Consider the following 16,733-nt stretch of genomic DNA (forward strand, 5'->3'; position numbering starts at 1 on the left):
GCGGCGTCAGCCTCTGCGCTCCTCGCGGGCCGGGGTCCCGGAGTCCGCGAGGAGCTCCTCGTCCACCGAGAACGTCTCCCGGCCCGCCGGCACCCCCACACTCCGCCACCGGAACGGCAGGCCGACGGCCGCGTCCAGGTCCGGGGCGTCCATCAGCTGGAAGTGGACGTGCGGCTCCGTCGAGTTCCCCGAGTTGCCGCACCGGGCCAGCACCTGGCCGGCCCGGACCCGGTCGCCGGGGCGCACCCGCAGGGAGCCGCGCTGCAGATGGGCGTACATCGCGTACCCGCCGTCGCCCAGCTCAAGGACCACGTGGTTGCCCACGATCCAGCCGGCGCCGCCCAACTCCCGTATCGCCCCCTCCACGAGCATCAGACAGACCAGCGCCGGGCCCGAGTTACGGCTCAGATGGTCGCGGCGCCAGTCCGAGGCATGGACCACGGTGGCGTCGGCGACGGCGTGCACGGTGGCGCCGAAGGCGGGGAACGCCGCCGGACGCCGCACCAGGGGCCAGACCGCCGCGAACGCGGGCCGGTCACCCGGCGCGCCCTCGGCCACGATGTCGATCGCGTACGACTGCCCGTACGCGTGCGTGCCGTGGCTCGGCACCTTGTCCGCCGGGCTGTTGAGCGCGGTCCAGCGGCCGCGCACCGGCGGGTCCACCACGATCTCCTCCCGCCCGGCGGCACCGGCCCGGGGCCCGGTCCGGCCCATGGCGGTGCCGATCACGAGGGCGAGGCCGAGCGGCACGAACGCCGCGGCCCACGGCAGGGGCCAGCCGTCGAAGAAGTCCCCGACGACCATGGCCAGAAAGGTCAGTTGAAGCAGGCGGTAGAGCACCATCGCTGTCTTGCGTACGGACATGACTCCCCCAAGTCGTGATGCGTGTCGTCGGTGTCAGGCCGGTCGGGCCGCCGTCAGCGCCACAAGGAGCGGCACGACGCGCGCCGCAGGCACCTCGTAGCGTCCGCGGCCCGCCGACCGGAGCCAGCCGGCCGCGGTCAGCTGGCGCAGGTGGTGGTAGATCTGGCCGCTCGTCCCCACCTCGTCGAGTGCGGCGAGCTCGGTCGCCGAGGTGTGGCCGGAGAGGACCTCTCTCAGCAGGCGCAGCCGCAGGCCGTGCCCGAGCGCGGCGAAGGTGTCGGCCACCTCGGTCCAGTCGGAGGCCAGCAGCTCGTCGGTCACCGCGCCGTACTGCCACTCGTACTCCCGGCCTCTCTCCCTTCCTCTCTCCCTTCCTCCCTCTCTTCCGTGAGGCTCCTCAGACCCCTCGGCCCCGTCAGACCTCTCGGACCCGTCGAGCCCGCCGTCCGGCCCGGTGCGCGCGCCGGTCGCCGGCAGCCGCACCGCTCCGGTGAACAGCACGCCGCCGCCCGCCACCTCGGCGAGCTGCTCCTTCAGTCCCTCCAGCGCCCAGAACGTGCCGGCCGGCACGCTCGCGGGCCCCGCGGAACCGCCCTCCAGCGCGTCGAGACGCCGCTCCAGCTCGCTGACGCGCTGCTCCAGAGCCCGGTCACGCTCCCGAGGCCCGTCCCGATGCTGTTCCCGACTCGCCATACATCGAGATTACGTAATTACGTAGAACCCGACAACCCCTCGTTCGGGGGACACGACAAAGCCCCCGCCCGGATCGGGCGGGGGCTTCGGGAGCCCGGCGGAAGCCGGTCGGCTCAGGCCAGCAGCTCCGGGATCGTGTTCTCGTGCGCGTCCCGCAGCTCGGCCAGCGACAGGGCGAACTCACCCTGTACGTCGACCACCGCGCCCTCGCCGGAACCGTCCACGACACCGATGCGGGTGACGGGCAGACCCCGCGCACCGCACATGTCGTTGAACCGCAGCTCCTCGCTGCGCGGCACCGCGACGACCGCACGACCGGCCGACTCGGAGAACAGGAGCGTGAACGCGTCGAGCCCGTCCGGGACGACCAGACGCGCGCCCTTGCCGCCGAGCAGCGCCGACTCGACCACGGCCTGGACCAGGCCGCCGTCGGACAGGTCGTGCGCGGAGTCGATCATGCCGTCGCGCGACGCGGAGATCAGGATCTCGCCCAGCAGCCGCTCGCGCTCCAGGTCCACCTTCGGCGGCAGTCCGCCGAGGTGCTCGTGGACCACCTGCGACCAGGCCGAACCGCCGAACTCCTCGCGCGTGTCACCGAGCAGGTAGAGGAGCTGGCCCTCTTCCTGGAAGGCGACCGGGGTGCGCCGGGCGACATCGTCGATGACGCCGAGCACGGCCACGACCGGGGTCGGGTGGATGGCCGCCTCACCGGTCTGGTTGTACAGCGACACGTTGCCACCGGTCACCGGGGTGCCCAGCTGGAGACAGCCGTCGGCGAGACCGCGCACGGCCTCGGCGAACTGCCACATGACGGCCGGGTCCTCGGGCGAACCGAAGTTCAGGCAGTCGGACACCGCGAGGGGCTTGGCGCCGGTCGTGGCGACGTTGCGGTACGCCTCCGCCAGCGCGAGCTGCGCGCCCGTGTACGGGTCGAGCTTCGCGAAGCGGCCGTTGCCGTCCGTCGCGATGGCGACGCCGAGGCCGGACTCCTCGTCGATGCGGATCATGCCCGAGTCCTCGGGCTGCGCCAGCACCGTGTTGCCCTGCACGAAGTGGTCGTACTGCGAGGTGATCCACTTCTTGGACGCCTGGTTCGGCGAGGAGACGAGCGCGAGGACCTGCTGCTTCAACTCGTCGCCGGAGGCCGGGCGGGCCAGCTTGTTCGCGTCGTCCGCCTGGAGCGCGTCCTGCCACTCGGGGCGGGCGTACGGGCGCTCGTAGACCGGGCCGTCGTGGGCGACGGTGCGCGGGTCGACGTCGACGATCTTCTCGCCGTGCCAGAAGATCTCCAGCCGGTCGCCGTCGGTGACCTCACCGATGACGGTGGCGATGACGTCCCACTTCTCGCAGATCTCGAGGAAGCGGTCGACCTTCGACGGCTCCACCACGGCGCACATGCGCTCCTGCGACTCGCTCATGAGGATCTCCTCGGGAGAGAGCGTGGAGTCGCGCAGCGGTACGTCGTCCAGCTCGACGCGCATACCGCCCGAGCCGTTCGACGCCAGCTCGGAGGTCGCGCAGGAGATCCCGGCCGCGCCGAGGTCCTGGATGCCGACGACGAGCTTCTCGGCGAAGGCCTCCAGGGTGCACTCGATGAGGAGCTTCTCCTGGAAGGGGTCTCCGACCTGCACGGCGGGGCGCTTGGACGGCTTGGCGTCGTCGAAGGTCTCGGAGGCCAGGATCGAGGCGCCGCCGATGCCGTCGCCGCCCGTGCGGGCGCCGTACATGATGACCTTGTTGCCCGCGCCGGACGCCTTGGCGAGGTGGATGTCCTCGTGCCGCATCACGCCGATGGCACCGGCGTTGACCAGCGGGTTGCCCTGGTAACAGGCGTCGAAGACGACCTCGCCGCCGATGTTGGGCAGGCCCAGGCAGTTGCCGTAGCCGCCGATGCCGGCCACGACGCCGGGAAGGACCCGCTTGGTGTCGGGGTGGTCGGCGGCGCCGAAGCGCAGCGGGTCCACGACCGCGACCGGGCGCGCGCCCATCGCGATGATGTCGCGCACGATGCCGCCCACGCCCGTGGCCGCGCCCTGGTAGGGCTCCACGTAGGACGGGTGGTTGTGCGACTCCACCTTGAAGGTGACGGCGTAGCCCTGGCCGACGTCCACGACGCCCGCGTTCTCCCCGATGCCGACGAGCATGGCGTCGGACTGCGGGGCCTTCTCGCCGAACTGGCGCAGGTGCACCTTGGACGACTTGTACGAGCAGTGCTCGGACCACATGACCGAGTACATGGCGAGCTCGGCGCCGGTCGGGCGGCGGCCGAGGATCTCCACGACCCGCTCGTACTCGTCCTTCTTCAGGCCGAGTTCGGCCCAGGGGAGCTCGACGTCGGGGGTCTTGCTCGCGTTCTCTACGGTGTCGAGGCTCATGAGGCGGCGACCAGCTTCTTGAGGATCGAGGTGAAGAAGGGGAGGCCGTCGGTGCGGCCGGACCCGATGAGGGGCTCGACGGCGTGCTCCGGGTGCGGCATCAGACCGACGACGTTGCCCGCCGCGTTCGTGATGCCGGCGATGTCACGGAGCGAGCCGTTCGGATTGGTGTCCAGGTACCGGAAGACGACGCGGCCCTCCGCCTCCAGCTCGTCGAGCGTGCGCTCGTCGGCGACGTACCGGCCGTCCATGTTCTTCAGCGGGATGTGGATCTCCTGGCCCGCCTCGTAGTCGGACGTCCAGGCGGTGCCCGCGTTCTCCACCCGCAGCTTCTGGTCGCGGCAGATGAAGTGCAGGTGGTCGTTGCCGAGCATCGCGCCGGGGAGCAGGTGGGCCTCGGTGAGGACCTGGAACCCGTTGCAGATGCCGAGGACCGGCAGGCCCGCCCTCGCCTGGTCGATCAGCGTCTCCATGACGGGCGAGAAGCGCGAGATGGCGCCCGCGCGCAGGTAGTCGCCGTAGGAGAAACCGCCGGGCAGGACGACCGCGTCGACCTGCTTCAGATCCTTGTCCTTGTGCCACAGGGCCACCGGCTCGGCGCCGGCCAGACGGATCGCGCGCTGGGTGTCCCTGTCGTCGAGGGAACCCGGAAAGGTGACGACGCCAATACGAGCGGTCACTTTTCGGCCCCCACCGCGGGCTCTTCGATCTTGACGGTGAAGTTCTCGATCACGGTGTTGGCGAGGAAGGTTTCCGCCAGCTCGTGGATACGGGCGAGGGCGGCGTCATCCACCGGCCCGTCCACTTCGAGCTCGAAACGCTTTCCCTGACGTACGTCGGAGATGCCGTCGAAACCGAGGCGCGGCAGCGCACGCTGCACCGCCTGGCCCTGGGGGTCGAGGATCTCCGGCTTGAGCATGACGTCGACTACGACGCGTGCCACTGGCACTCCCGGTGTGTGGTGCTGAGCAGGTCCGTTCAGCGTACCCGCCCAAATCTTCTACTCGCGTAGACAGTAGGAAGCTACGAGAGCCGCGTCACGTCCCGGCAACGACATGAGATCTGCACGGAAAATTGCGGGAAAACCCGAGCGGGGCGCGCGGATAAGCGGGACGGTGGACCCCCGGCAAGACACGCGGAGGTTTTCAATTGGGCTTCCCAGTGCAATGCCATGCAGGGTAAAAAGGAAATACCAACGGCTGGACAGTCGACATCACCGCACGTCAAAGCGGGATGCCGGACGAAGGGACCGATATTCGTGGCGCAGCGTGTCGTGGTCACTCTCTTTGACGACATCGACGGCGGAGAAGCGGCGGAAACGGTGGTCTTCGGTCTCGACGGCAAGTCGTACGAGATCGACCTGAACCAAGCCAATGCGAAAAAGCTCCGCAAGGTCCTCGCCCCGTACCTCCAGGCCGGGCGCAAGCAGGCCGGCGCCGGAGGCAGGCCTCCCAGGGCCCTGACCTCGTACAAGCACACGGCGCTGAGCCCCGACCCGGCCGCCGTGCGCGCCTGGGCCCGCTCGCACCGGCTCGACGTGCCCCCGCGCGGGCGGATCCCGAAGCGGGTCTACGAGGCCTTCGCCGAGGCCAACTGAGCGGGCGGGCCCGGCGACCGCACCCCGCGCCGCAGCCCCGCGCACCCGCCCGCACCCCTCCGTCAGGAGCCCCCCGGGACAACCGACTTGCGCTGCACCCCCGCGAGTCGGCTAGAGTCTGGAGCACGCCGAGGGGCAAGGCCGAAAAGCCGCACCTCACGGAGTACATGCGGGTGTAGTTCAGTAGTAGAACATCCCCCTTCCAGGGGGAAGGCGCAGTGTGCAATTCCTGTCACCCGCTCCGCATCGCGTACCGACCACCTCTCGGGGTGCGGTAGGCTGGTGCTCGCGCCGATCGGTGAGAGCCGGTCGGAGGCAATGCGAACGTAGCTCAGTTGGTAGAGCGCAACCTTGCCAAGGTTGAGGTCGCGAGTTCGAACCTCGTCGTTCGCTCCATTTCCGGAAGCCCCGGGTCCACAAGGATCCGGGGCTTCCGGCGTTCCCGGGGACCGCGTCCTGACATTTGTCATACGGGTCGATGACAGCGCGCACTGCCGAACCGCCCGCACCGCCCCGAAGCTGAAGACATGACCAGCAACGAGCGCGTGATCGACGTCACTGATCTGCGCCGCGTGTACGGGGACGGCAAGCGCGGCACTTTCGAGGCCGTGCGCGGAGTCAGCTTCTCCGTGGGCCGCGGCGAACTCTTCGCCCTACTCGGTACCAACGGCGCGGGAAAGACCTCCACCGTGGAACTGCTCGAAGGGCTCGCGGCGCCCGCAGGCGGGCAGGTCCGGGTGCTCGGGCACGACCCGCGCACCGAACGCGACCTGGTGCGGCCGCGGATCGGCGTGATGCTCCAGGAGGGCGGGTTCCCCAACGAACTGAGCGTCCTCGAGACCACCCGGATGTGGGCCGGCTGCACCAGCGGCGCCCGCCCGGTCGACGAGGCCCTGGAGATGGTCGGGCTCACCGGCCGCGCCCCGGTCCGCGTCAAGCAGCTGTCCGGCGGCGAGAAGCGGCGGCTCGACCTCGCACTCGCCCTCATCGGCCGCCCCGAGGTGCTCTTCCTCGACGAACCGACCACCGGACTCGACGCCGAGGGCCGCCAGGAGACCTGGAACCTGGTCCGCGCCCTGCGCGCCGAAGGCACCACCGTGCTGCTGACCACGCACTACCTGGAGGAGGCCGAGGAGCTCGCCGACCGGCTCGCCATCCTCCACGAGGGACGGATCGCCGCCGCCGGCACCGTCGACGAGGTCGTCGCCGCCCAGCCCTCGCACATCTCCTTCGAGCTGCCCCAGGGGTACTTCGTGGGCGATCTGCCGCCGCTCGACCGGCTCGGCGTGAGCGGGCACGAGGTCGTCGGCGCCACCGTGCGGCTGCGCACCGCCGAACTCCAGCGGGCCGCGACCGGACTGCTCGTCTGGGCCCGGGACGCGGGCGTGGAGCTGCGCCGGCTCGACGTGCGGGGCGCCTCGCTCGAGGAGGCGTTCCTGCGGATCGCGCGGGACGCGAAGCAGGAGGCCGCTCCCCGGGGCGGCGTACGGGAGAAGGAGATGGCGCTGTGAGCACCGCGACGATGACGACCACCCCGGCGGGCCGGCTGCGCGCCCTCGGCCGGGCCGAACTCACCCTGCTCGGGCGGAGCAAGGGCGTCCTGTTCACCGCCCTGTTCGTGCCGCTCGTCCTGCCGCTGAGCCTGCGCGCCTCGCTCACCGAGGACCGGCTGGAGGGCACCGGACTCGACGTCGGGACCGTCGTCGTGTCCTCGGCGATGGGCTTCTCCCTGCTCTTCGCGGTCTACTCGGCGCTCGTCAGCGTCTACGCCGCGCGCCGCGAGGAGCTCGTCCTCAAGCGGCTGCGCACCGGAGAGCTGCGCGACGCCGAGATCCTCGCCGGCGCCGCCCTGCCGTCGGCCGCGATCGGACTGCTGCAGTGCCTCGTCCTGGCCGCGGCCTGCGTCCTGGCCCTCGACGCGGGGGCGCCCGACGCGCCGCAGCTCGTGATCGTGGGCCTGCTGCTCGGACTGCCGCTGTGTGCGGCGCTCGCCGCACTGACCACGGTGATGAGCCGCAGCGTCGAGAGCGCGCAGGTGGCCGCGATGCCGCTGATGCTCCTCACGATGTTCGGCTCGGGCTCGTTCGTCCCGCTCGAACTGCTGCCGGACAAGCTGGCGTCGGTGTGCGAGCTGCTGCCGCTCACCCCGGTGCTCACGCTGCTCCGCGGCGGCTGGAACGGCGGACTGTCCGGGGCCGACACGCTCCAGGCGCTCCTGACGGCGGTGGCCTGGCTGGTGCTCGCGGTGTTTGCTGTACGACGGTGGTTCCGCTGGGAACCGCGGCACTGACGGACGGAGGGGATGCGGTGAGCCGGATGCGCTGGCGGGACCGGAGCAAGGTCGAGCGGGTCGAGTGGCAGAGCAGGTTCACCCTGCGCGTCATCACCTGGGTGTTCTTCCTGACCTGGTCGGGGCTCGGCCTCATCGGCAGCGTCCGGCACGACCGCACCTCCTACGTGCTCAGCATCGGCCTGATGGTCGTCAACGTGGCCCAGTGCCTGCTCGCCGACCGGCACACCAACCTCGCCCTCGACCAGTACCTCGGCCGGGTCCGGGTGCCCCGGGCGCTGACCGCCACGGCCGGCTCGCTCGTCGTCGTCGCGCTCGGCCTGATCGCCGCGCTGGCCGCCACCGGCAGCATCAAGCACGGGCTGATCGCCATGCCGCTGACGTTCGCGCCGATGCCGTTCAGCGGTCCGTACGCGCTCCAGGTGCCGCCCCGCACATTCCTGCGGCGGGGTGCCGTGTGCGCAGTGGTGGTGATCGCGGCGGCCGCCGTGATCGTCCGCCCGTCGGGCGGCTGGTTCGCGGGCGTCGCGCTGATGCTCGCCGTCGCCGCGGCCCTGTCGCTGCTCTGCTTCCGGTGCAGCGCCTGGAACCTCCTGGTCATGTGGGAGTCCGAGCACGCCCGCGAGGTCGAGGCGCGGCTCGCGGTCGCCGAGGAGCGGCTGCGGTTCGGCCGCGACCTGCACGACGTGATGGGCCGCAACCTGTCCGTCGTCGCCCTCAAGAGCGAACTCGCGGTGCAGCTGGCCCGGCGCGGCCGGACCGAGGACGCCGTCGCCCAGATGACCGAGGTGCAGCGCATCGCGCAGGAGTCGCAGAAGGAGGTCCGCGAGGTCGTCCGCGGCTACCGGGCGGCCGACCTCGGTGCGGAACTGGCGGGCGCCCAGGGCGTGCTGGGCGCCGCCGGGATCACGTGCACGGTCACCGGCACGGCCCCCGGGCTGCCGTCCGACGTGCAGTCGGCGCTCGGCTGGGTCGTACGCGAGGCGACGACCAACGTGCTGCGGCACGGCGACGCGAAGGCCTGCCGGGTGACACTCGCGGCCGGCCCCGAGGACGTGGTCCTCACGGTGGAGAACGACGGGGTCGCCGCGGCCGGCGGCGGACGGGCGGGGACAGGACTCGCGGGACTGCGGGAGCGGCTCGCCAAGGTGGCGGGGACGCTGGAGGCGGGTGTGGTGGACGAAGGAGTGTTCCGGGTGGTGGCGAGCGTTCCGGTCGGACGGGACCGGACGGACGGGCCGGGCACCGGCGAGGACGACGGCGACCCGACGGACACGGCGGACACGGGTCAGGACCGGGCGGACGCAGGTCAGGACCGGGCGGACGGAGCGGTGGGCGCCGCGCCGTCCGCCCGGTCCGGGCAGGCCGAGCGGACCGGGCAGGCCGAGCGGACCGGTGCCGCGCGACGGAGGGACGGCGGGCGATGAGTGTGCGGGTGCTGCTCGCCGACGACGAGCATCTGATCCGCGGCGCGCTCGCCGCGCTGCTCGCCCTGGAGGAGGACCTGACCGTGGTCGCCGAGGCCGCGAGCGGGCCCGAGGCGCTGGCCATGGCCCGCGCCCACGCGCCGGACGTCGCCGTGCTCGACCTGCAGATGCCGGGCCTCGACGGTGTGAGGGTGGCCACAGCGCTGCGCGCGGAGCTGCCCGGGTGCCGGACGATGATCGTCACCAGCCACGGGCGCCCCGGGCATCTGAAGCGGGCCCTCGCCGCGGGCGTGCGCGGGTTCGTGCCGAAGACGGTGAGCGCGCAGCGGCTGGCGGAGATCATCCGTACCGTGCATGCCGGGAACCGTTACGTGGACCCGGAGTTGGCGGCCGACGCGATCTCCGCCGGGGACTCGCCGCTGACCGCGCGGGAGGCGGAGGTGCTCGAGCTCGCGGCGGACGGGGCGCCCGTCACCGAGATCGCCGAGCGGGCCGCGCTGTCCCAGGGGACCGTGCGCAACTACCTCTCGTCGGCGGTCTCCAAGCTCGGCGCCGAGAACCGGCACGCGGCGGTGCGGATCGCGCGCGAGCGAGGTTGGGTATAGTAGGCGTCGCACTTCGGGCCGCAGGGCCTGCGGAGCAGCCTGCGAACGTAGCTCAGTTGGTAGAGCGCAACCTTGCCAAGGTTGAGGTCGCGAGTTCGAACCTCGTCGTTCGCTCCACACGAAAGGCCCCGGTCACCGACCGGGGCCTTTCGCCGTTCCCACGGGCCTTTCGCCGACCTACAGGGTCCAGGCCGTGCCGGTCAGGAGCTCGTACGCCTCGATGTACTTGGCGCGGGTCGCGGCGACGACCTCGTCCGGCAGGGCCGGCGGCGGCTGCTCGCCCGTGCGGTCCCAGCCGGAGGCCGGCGACGTCAGCCAGTCCCGCACGAACTGCTTGTCGTAGCTGGGCTGCGCGCGGCCCGGCTGCCACTGGTCGGCCGGCCAGAAGCGCGAGGAGTCCGGGGTGAGGACCTCGTCGGCGAGGACGAGCGTGCCGTCCTGGCCGAAGCCGAACTCGAACTTGGTGTCGGCGAGGATGATGCCGCGCTCGCGCGCGATGTCCCGGGCCCGGCCGTACACGTCGAGCGTCGCGCGGCGCAGCCGCTCGGCGGTGTCCGCGCCGACCTGGCGGACCACCTCCTCGTACGACACGTTCTCGTCGTGCTCGCCGACCTCGGCCTTCGTCGCGGGCGTGAAGATCGGCTCGGGGAGCTCGGAGCCGTCCTCGAGGCCCTCGGGCAGCGCGATGCCGCAGACGGTGCGGGACTGCCGGTACTCGGCCAGGCCGGAGCCGGTGAGGTAGCCGCGGGCGACCGCCTCGACGGGGACCATGTCGAGGCTGCGGCAGACCAGGGTGCGGCCGGCCCAGTCGGCGGGGGCGCCGGCCGGCAGCTCCTGCGAGATGACGTGGTGCGGGATCAGGTCCTTCAGCCGGTCGAACCACCACAGCGAGAGCTGCGTGAGGACCTTGCCCTTGTCCGGGATCGGGGTCGGCAGCACCCAGTCGTAGGCCGACATGCGGTCGGTGGCGACCATGACCAGGTCACCCGCGTCGTTGCGGTACAGGTCCCGCACCTTGCCGGTGTGGAGATGCACCAGACCCGGCACCTCCACGGGCTCGGGCTTTTCGACGAATCCGGACACGGTTCCTCCCCGTTGTTCTGTACGAGTGGTTCCGATTCTCCCGTACCGGGGGACCGGATCCGGCCACGGGGCCGTGCGGCCGGCCGTGGGCTCAGTCTCGTTTGCAGATACGGTCCAGCAGGTTCGCCGTCGCGCGCTGGATCCTCGGGTCGATGTGCCCGGGCCGGTCCAGGGCCGGGGACCAGGCGAACGTCCCGGAGGCGAAGACCAGCGCGCCCGACGGCGCGCGGTACAGCGACGTCTCCTGGTGGCGGCGGGCGCGGTCGCCGTCCCGGTAGGGGGAGTGGGCCAGCAGGATGCGGTCCTGGTGCTCGGGCAGGGCGGTGCGCGGGAAGTAGCGGTCGGCCTCGCCGGCCACCAGGCCGTCGACCTCGTCGCCCTCGTGGGCGCCGGTGGCCTCCCACAGCCAGTGGTCCGCGTTCCGCACGACGAGCGGGTGCGGCTCGGGGACGCGGCCCGCGTACTGGATGCCGAGGAGCTGCTGCTCGGGCCGGTCGATCTCGCGCCACAGCGTCGGCTTGCCGGGGCCTCTGCGCTTGCGGCAGGTCAGCAGCCCGTCGGGCACGCCGGACGCGGACGGGCCCAGCTCGACCTGCCAGTACATCGTGTTCGCCGAGAGGAAGACGAGGGACGTGCCGTGCTCGCGGGCCCGCTCGGTGGTCCGCCGCATGCTCGCCGACCAGTACTCGTCGTGGCCGGGGAAGACCAGGCCGCGGTAGCGGGTGGGGTCGACGCGGCCGGCGTGCAGGTCGCGGGTGTCGGCGTACGCCAGGTCGTAGCCGTAGCGCTCGGCCCAGCGGATGAAGTCGTAGGCGTGCCCGACGTGCAGGGGCAGTCCCGCGCCCGCGTACGGGCGGTCGAAGGACACCGTGTGGGCGGCCTCGCTCTCGCCGAGGAGCCGGCCCTCCTCGTCCCACGCGTGGTAGAGGCTCGCGCCGCTGCGGCCGTCCTCCGGGTAGAGGTTGTACGCCTGCCAGGTGATGTCCGGCAGGAGGAGCAGCAGGTCGGCGGGCTCGCTGTCGCGGACGGTGAAGGGGATGTGCGAGCGGTAGCCGTCGACGGTGGTCAGGACGGCGACGTACGCCCCCACGTTCCAGTACGACGGGATCTGCAGGCGCCAGGACAGCCACCAGTGGTGGCAGGAGACCGTGCGGTCGACGATCAGCGGCGCCGGCTGCACGATCCCCGACAGCCGCGGGCTCGTGGTGATCTTGGCGGCGCCGTCGCCGCCGTAGTGCCCGATGCGGTAGACGTCCACGGTGAACTGCTGGGGCGGGTCGACCGTGATGTGGAAGTCGATCGCCTCGCCGGGCGCGGCCGCTCCGGTGGAGGTGAAGCCCTTGATCTGGCGGTGCACGTCGTCGGCCGTGCGCGGGCCGCCCGTGCGCGGGACGGGGATCGGGGCGCTGCTGGTGGCGCCCGGCTGCGGGGCGTGGTCCACGTACCAGGGGACGACCTGGCCCGTGTCGTCGAAGTAGTGCTCGCTGCCGCGCAGCCAGGGCAGCGGGCCCTGGCCGAACGGGTCGGACACCGCGTGCGCCATCGCGCCGGACTCCCAGCGGGGCGTGCGCGGCCTCGGCGGGGCGGGGTCGTGATGCCGCCGCTCCGGCTCGTCCCCGGTGACCGCGCTGTCCCGCCCCATGGCTCGCCCCTCCCTCGCTCCCCCGAGATCGGCCGGTTGGCGGATGGTGTGTCCGCGACCGGTCCCAGCACATCACATTACGCACGCACTCCGTCACCGTTCGTCGCGAATTGACGAGAGTGGAACGTTTCCCTCCGGGCGCCGCGCGGGTCGGCCGGACCCCCGCGCACCCCGGCAGCGGACCCCGCGCGCCCCGTCACACGAGACGTACGGGCTTCTCCGGACGGATGCCGAGACCGGCCAGCCAGCCTCGGAGCGGGACCGGGTCGCCGTCCTCCACCAGGCTCAGGACGCGCGGCGCGAGATCGGCCGCCCGCTCCCCGTCGACCAGCAGCGCCGGGCCGTCCAGCCAGTCGAGGCCGGGGACGGCGCCCGCCGCGTCGACCGCGGCGCAGCAGACCATCGCGGTCACGTGGTCGGTGAGCAGCTCGCGCCCGGTGCGCGGCGGCTGCAGCGGGAACAGCGGCAGCGCGCCCTCGTCCCACAGCGCGCCGTCCGGGCCCTGGCCGGCCGCGGGCGCGGGCGGCGCGGGGCGGGCCTGCTCCTCCCGGGCCAGCTCGGCGCCGAGACCCGTGCCGAGGGCCTCGACCTCGGGGCGCTGCGCCTCGTCGTCGTCCTCGGCCTCCGGTGCCGGGGCCGGCGTCGGGGCCGGGTCGGCGGCGGGCGCCGCGGACGGGTCGGCCGCCAGATGCTCGATGACCCGGGCCAGCGTCGGCCCCTCGGGAGCACCGGCCGGGTCGGGGCCGAGCACGCCCAGGGTGTCCAGGACCCGGTGCAGCCGTGCGGCGTCCGTGCGCCACTTCCGGTCGACGACCTCGTCCGGGTACTCCTGCCAGTCGACCGGCGCCCAGTCCGGGCCGGGCTCGGCGGGCACCCCGTGGAACAGGCGGGCGGCGAGCAGCGAGGCCGCCTCGTCGACGAGGCCGGGCTCCTCCAGGAGATCGCAGGCGGGGCGCTCGCCGAGCCGGGAGGCGAAGGCGCCGCTCTGGGCCGCGAGGCGGTCCCGGCGCGACAGCTCGGTCAGGGCGGCGACCACGCCCGCGTCGAGGGCCGAGGGCCAGCGGCCCATCCGCCAGGCGGGCAGCGCGACCCGCGTGAGCAGCCGGTCCCAGCCCGCGTAGGCGAGGCCCACCTGCTCCTGGGCGACGATCCGCAGTCCGTAGTCCACGGCCTGGGCGCGCTCCGCGGCCGCCGCGGCGACCCCGCGCTCCATCTCCCCGGCGTGCAGCCGGCAGCCGCTGAGCATCAGGCGGGCGATCCGGCCGACCCCGCCGAGGACGGCGCGGCCGAGGGGGCCACGGCCGGGTGCGGCGGCGACGGCCACCGCGGCGTCCAGACCGCGCACGAACCGGCGGGCCGCCGCTATGTCCGGGTGGGCCGACGGGCCGGTGCCCGCGACGACCGGCGCGAGGACGGCACGCAGCTCTCCCACCCGCATCCACCACAGGAAGGGGGAGCCGATGACGAGGACGGGGGCCACGCTCGCCCGGGCCTCGCCGGTGTCCTCCCCGGATATCCGGCGGCCGGGACGGGGCGGGCCGTGCGCGGGGTGCGTGCGGTCCTCCAGCCAGCTGTCGCAGTCCGGGGTGAGGGCTATCGCCGAGGGCGCCGGCACGTCGAGCCGGTCGGCCAGGTCCCGCACGAGGCGGTACAGATCGGGGGCGGTCTCCTCGGCGACCGGGACCGTCGGACTGACGGCGGGCCTGGCCCGCGCCACGACGAGCGCGACCCCGGCGGCCACGAGCAGCACCGCCACGGCGCACACGGTCACGACCACACGGGCCGCGTCCCATCCCGTGCCCGTCAGCCGGCCCATGGCGCCGCCCGCGAGCAGGATCACCGAGGCGGCCGCGGGCAGCAGCGCCACGGCCGTCGCCCTGCTGCGGACCCGCAGCACGGCGAGCGCCCGGGAACGCGCCGTCCGCGCACCCGCCTCCGCACCCATACCGGACACGATCGATGTCACCCCCTGCTGGCTGTGCCTGTCGCCCGGCCGAAGGCTCGCGCCCACGGCAGGACCCTGGTGGCGTTGCTCACTCCCCCACTGTGGCACCCGCCACTGACATCGCAATGCCGGTGGTCCGTCTGGTTCTGTCCGGTCTCGCGGATGCCCGAACTCCGTGCGCCGCACCATAGTTGGGCACTGCGGCAACGTCAGCCGGATGGGTCAGCGGTCACTCGATGGAATGGCTTTGGGCAAAGGTGGCTGACATGACGGGGCCGGGCGGAGAAGGAACACCTTCTCCGCCCGGCCCTGTTCTCGTCCGTCCGCGGCTGCGCGCCTCAGCTGTCGGCGGCCGCCTTCGCGGCGATGTCCGTACGGTGCTGGGACCCGTCGAGGCCGATGCGGGCCACGGCGGTGTACGCGCGCTCGCGGGCCTGCCCGAGGTCGCGGCCGGTCGCCGTGACGGACAGGACGCGGCCGCCGGCGCTGAGCACCGGGCCGTCGGCCTCGGCCCCGTCCCGCTTCGTCCCGGCGTGCAGGACGTACGCGTCGGGTGCATCCTGGGCCGCCACGTCGTCGAGCCCGGTGATCGGGTCGCCGGTGCGCGGGGTGCCCGGGTAGTTGTGCGAGGCGATGACCACGGTGACGGCGGCGTCGTCGCTCCAGCGCAGCGGCTCGAGGTCGGCCAGCGTGCCGGTCGCGGACGCGAGCAGGACACCGGCCAGCGGGGTCTGCAGGCGGGCCAGGACGACCTGGGTCTCGGGGTCGCCGAAGCGGGCGTTGAACTCGATGACGCGCACGCCGCGGCTGGTGATCGCCAGGCCCGCGTAGAGCAGACCGGAGAAGGGCGTGCCGCGCTTCTTCATCTCGTCGACGGTCGGCTGGAGGACGGTGTCGAGGACCTCCTGGACCAGCTTCGGGTCGGCCCACGGCAGCGGCGAGTAGGCGCCCATGCCGCCCGTGTTCGGACCCGCGTCGCCGTCGAGGGCGCGCTTGAAGTCCTGGGCGGGCTGCAGCGGGACGACCGTCTCGCCGTCGGTGATCGCGAAGAGCGACACCTCGGGGCCGTCGAGGAACTCCTCGATGACGACGCGGTCGCAGGCGTTCGCGTGCGCCCGGGCCGCCTCGGCGTCGTCGGTGACGACGACGCCCTTGCCTGCGGCGAGGCCGTCGTCCTTCACGACGTACGGGGCACCGAACGCGTCCAGCGCCTCGTCGACCTCGGCGGGCGTCGTGCACACGTAGGAGCGGGCCGTCGGGACGCCGGCACCGGCCATGACGTCCTTGGCGAACGCCTTGGAGCCCTCCAGCTGCGCGGCCGCGCCGGACGGGCCGAAGACGGGGATGCCGGCCGCGCGCACGGCGTCGGCGACACCCGCGACGAGCGGGGCCTCCGGGCCGACGACGACGAGGTCGGCCGCCAGGCGCTGCGCGAGAGCGGTGACCGCGCCGCCGTCGAGGGCGTCGACCGCGTGCAGCTCGGCGACCCCGGCGATGCCTGCGTTGCCGGGGGCACAGTGCAGGGCGGAGACGGCGGGGTCGAGGGACATTGAGCGGCACAGGGCGTGTTCGCGGGCGCCGCTGCCGATGACGAGGACCTTCACGCGGGCCAGCCTAGCCCGCGGCACCGGCTGCTCTTGTACGGGCCGCCCAGGGGCGGGGCCGGGACGGCTTGTGCGTTCGCACGAGGGCGGGGTCTCAGGGCCGGGCCGCGGCGGGCCCACGGCCGGGCGAGGGCCGGGCGGCCAGGGGCGGACTCGGTACCCAGCGGAGTGCGGACCCGGCTCGGGGGCGGACTCGGCCGGGGCGGACTCGGGGCCGGGGCAGTCTCGGTCGTGGCGGACTCGGGGCTGGATCGGGGCCGGGGCGGTCGGGATCGGGGTCGGGCCGGACTCGGGGCCGGGGCAGTCTCGGTCGGGGCGGACTCGGGTCAGGCCGGACTCGGACCGGGGCGGTCGGGATCGGAGTCGGGCCGGACTCGGCTCGAGATCGGGGCCGGACTCGGGGCGGCCTCGGGATCGGGGCCGGGCTCGGGTCGGGCTACTCGTTCGTGAACTCTTCCAGGACCGTCGCGCCCAGCTCTCTGACGATGAGGTCGTGGCCGGACAGGGACTTCTCGTCCAGGTCCGGGTCGTCCGCCTCCGGGGTGTCGTCCTCCGGGGAGACCACGTGACGGGGCGGCTGCTGGGGGGCCGGGGGCTGCACCGGAGCC

14 protein-coding genes, 3 tRNA genes and 1 pseudogene are annotated in these 16,733 nt (G+C 73.1%); 8 read left to right on the forward strand and 10 right to left on the reverse strand.

The features are described from left to right. Positions 1–6 precede the first annotated feature (6 nt). The 5 genes from GTW43_RS19430 to purS form a co-directional block, all read right to left on the reverse strand. Complete coding sequence (locus GTW43_RS19430; RefSeq protein ID WP_161303288.1) at positions 7–864, reverse strand: M23 family metallopeptidase; 858 nt, start codon at positions 862–864, stop codon at positions 7–9. Between the two features lie 33 nt (positions 865–897). Further along, positions 898–1,557: a helix-turn-helix domain-containing protein gene (locus GTW43_RS19435; RefSeq protein ID WP_161303289.1), complete on the reverse strand. Its 660-nt coding sequence runs from the start codon at positions 1,555–1,557 to the stop codon at positions 898–900. Between the two features lie 113 nt (positions 1,558–1,670). After that, positions 1,671–3,932 (reverse strand): phosphoribosylformylglycinamidine synthase subunit PurL, encoded by a 2,262-nt coding sequence (purL, locus tag GTW43_RS19440; RefSeq protein WP_161303290.1) that lies wholly within the window; start codon positions 3,930–3,932, stop codon positions 1,671–1,673. Next, entirely contained in the window at positions 3,929–4,612 is a 684-nt protein-coding gene (gene purQ / locus GTW43_RS19445) for a phosphoribosylformylglycinamidine synthase subunit PurQ (protein WP_161303291.1), read from the reverse strand. Before purQ ends, purL begins: the two co-directional genes overlap by 4 nt. Next, complete coding sequence (gene purS, locus GTW43_RS19450) at positions 4,609–4,881, reverse strand: phosphoribosylformylglycinamidine synthase subunit PurS (RefSeq protein WP_343246059.1); 273 nt, start codon at positions 4,879–4,881, stop codon at positions 4,609–4,611. The genes purQ and purS overlap by 4 nt, the downstream gene beginning before the upstream one ends. A 309-nt stretch (positions 4,882–5,190) precedes the next feature. Here purS and GTW43_RS19455 point away from each other — a divergent pair, with 309 nt between their 5' ends. The 8 genes from GTW43_RS19455 to GTW43_RS19490 all read left to right on the forward strand — a co-directional run bounded on the left by GTW43_RS19455 (position 5,191) and on the right by GTW43_RS19490 (position 9,968). After that, on the forward strand, positions 5,191–5,529 hold the full coding sequence (locus tag GTW43_RS19455) for an Lsr2 family protein (protein ID WP_161303293.1): 339 nt from the start codon (positions 5,191–5,193) through the stop codon (positions 5,527–5,529). A gap of 169 nt (positions 5,530–5,698) precedes the next feature. Continuing rightward, positions 5,699–5,770, forward strand: a tRNA-Gly gene (locus GTW43_RS19460). Between the two features lie 79 nt (positions 5,771–5,849). Then, positions 5,850–5,925, forward strand: a tRNA-Gly gene (locus tag GTW43_RS19465). A 131-nt stretch (positions 5,926–6,056) separates the two neighbouring features. Beyond that, complete coding sequence (locus tag GTW43_RS19470) at positions 6,057–7,040, forward strand: ABC transporter ATP-binding protein (RefSeq protein WP_161303294.1); 984 nt, start codon at positions 6,057–6,059, stop codon at positions 7,038–7,040. An 11-nt stretch (positions 7,041–7,051) separates the two neighbouring features. Then, positions 7,052–7,819 carry an ABC transporter permease gene (locus GTW43_RS19475; RefSeq protein ID WP_161303300.1) on the forward strand — a complete coding sequence of 256 codons (768 nt, stop codon included), beginning with the start codon at positions 7,052–7,054 and terminating at the stop codon, positions 7,817–7,819. Positions 7,820–7,845: 26 nt separating this feature from the next. After that, a complete protein-coding gene (locus GTW43_RS19480; RefSeq protein ID WP_161303301.1) occupies positions 7,846–9,246 on the forward strand; it encodes a histidine kinase in 1,401 nt (466 codons plus the stop codon). Beyond that, positions 9,243–9,851 carry a response regulator transcription factor gene (locus GTW43_RS19485; RefSeq protein ID WP_161303295.1) on the forward strand — a complete coding sequence of 203 codons (609 nt, stop codon included), beginning with the start codon at positions 9,243–9,245 and terminating at the stop codon, positions 9,849–9,851. Before GTW43_RS19480 ends, GTW43_RS19485 begins: the two co-directional genes overlap by 4 nt. 41 nt (positions 9,852–9,892) lie before the next feature. Then, positions 9,893–9,968 (forward strand) — tRNA-Gly (locus tag GTW43_RS19490). 60 nt (positions 9,969–10,028) lie between these two features. On the opposite strand, the gene GTW43_RS19495 is transcribed toward GTW43_RS19490, so the two are convergent. From GTW43_RS19495 to GTW43_RS19515, 5 genes and pseudogenes are all read right to left on the reverse strand, one after another. Next, the gene (locus GTW43_RS19495) at positions 10,029–10,934 is read right to left on the reverse strand and encodes a phosphoribosylaminoimidazolesuccinocarboxamide synthase (protein WP_161303296.1); all 906 of its coding nucleotides are present in this window, start codon (positions 10,932–10,934) and stop codon (positions 10,029–10,031) included. A 91-nt stretch (positions 10,935–11,025) separates the two neighbouring features. Further along, positions 11,026–12,477, reverse strand: a complete 1,452-nt coding sequence (locus GTW43_RS19500; protein ID WP_161303302.1) for a N,N-dimethylformamidase beta subunit family domain-containing protein — start codon at positions 12,475–12,477, stop codon at positions 11,026–11,028. A gap of 295 nt (positions 12,478–12,772) precedes the next feature. Next, entirely contained in the window at positions 12,773–14,521 is a 1,749-nt protein-coding gene (locus tag GTW43_RS19505) for a hypothetical protein (RefSeq protein WP_161303297.1), read from the reverse strand. A gap of 338 nt (positions 14,522–14,859) precedes the next feature. Next, the gene (gene purD / locus GTW43_RS19510) at positions 14,860–16,125 is read right to left on the reverse strand and encodes a phosphoribosylamine--glycine ligase (RefSeq protein WP_161303298.1); all 1,266 of its coding nucleotides are present in this window, start codon (positions 16,123–16,125) and stop codon (positions 14,860–14,862) included. Positions 16,126–16,561: 436 nt separating this feature from the next. Further along, a pseudogene (locus tag GTW43_RS19515) lies at positions 16,562–16,733 on the reverse strand (DNA polymerase III subunit gamma/tau); the annotation flags it as partial.

This window comes from Streptomyces sp. SID5785 (assembly GCF_009870065.1).
Taxonomy (GTDB): domain Bacteria; phylum Actinomycetota; class Actinomycetes; order Streptomycetales; family Streptomycetaceae; genus Streptomyces.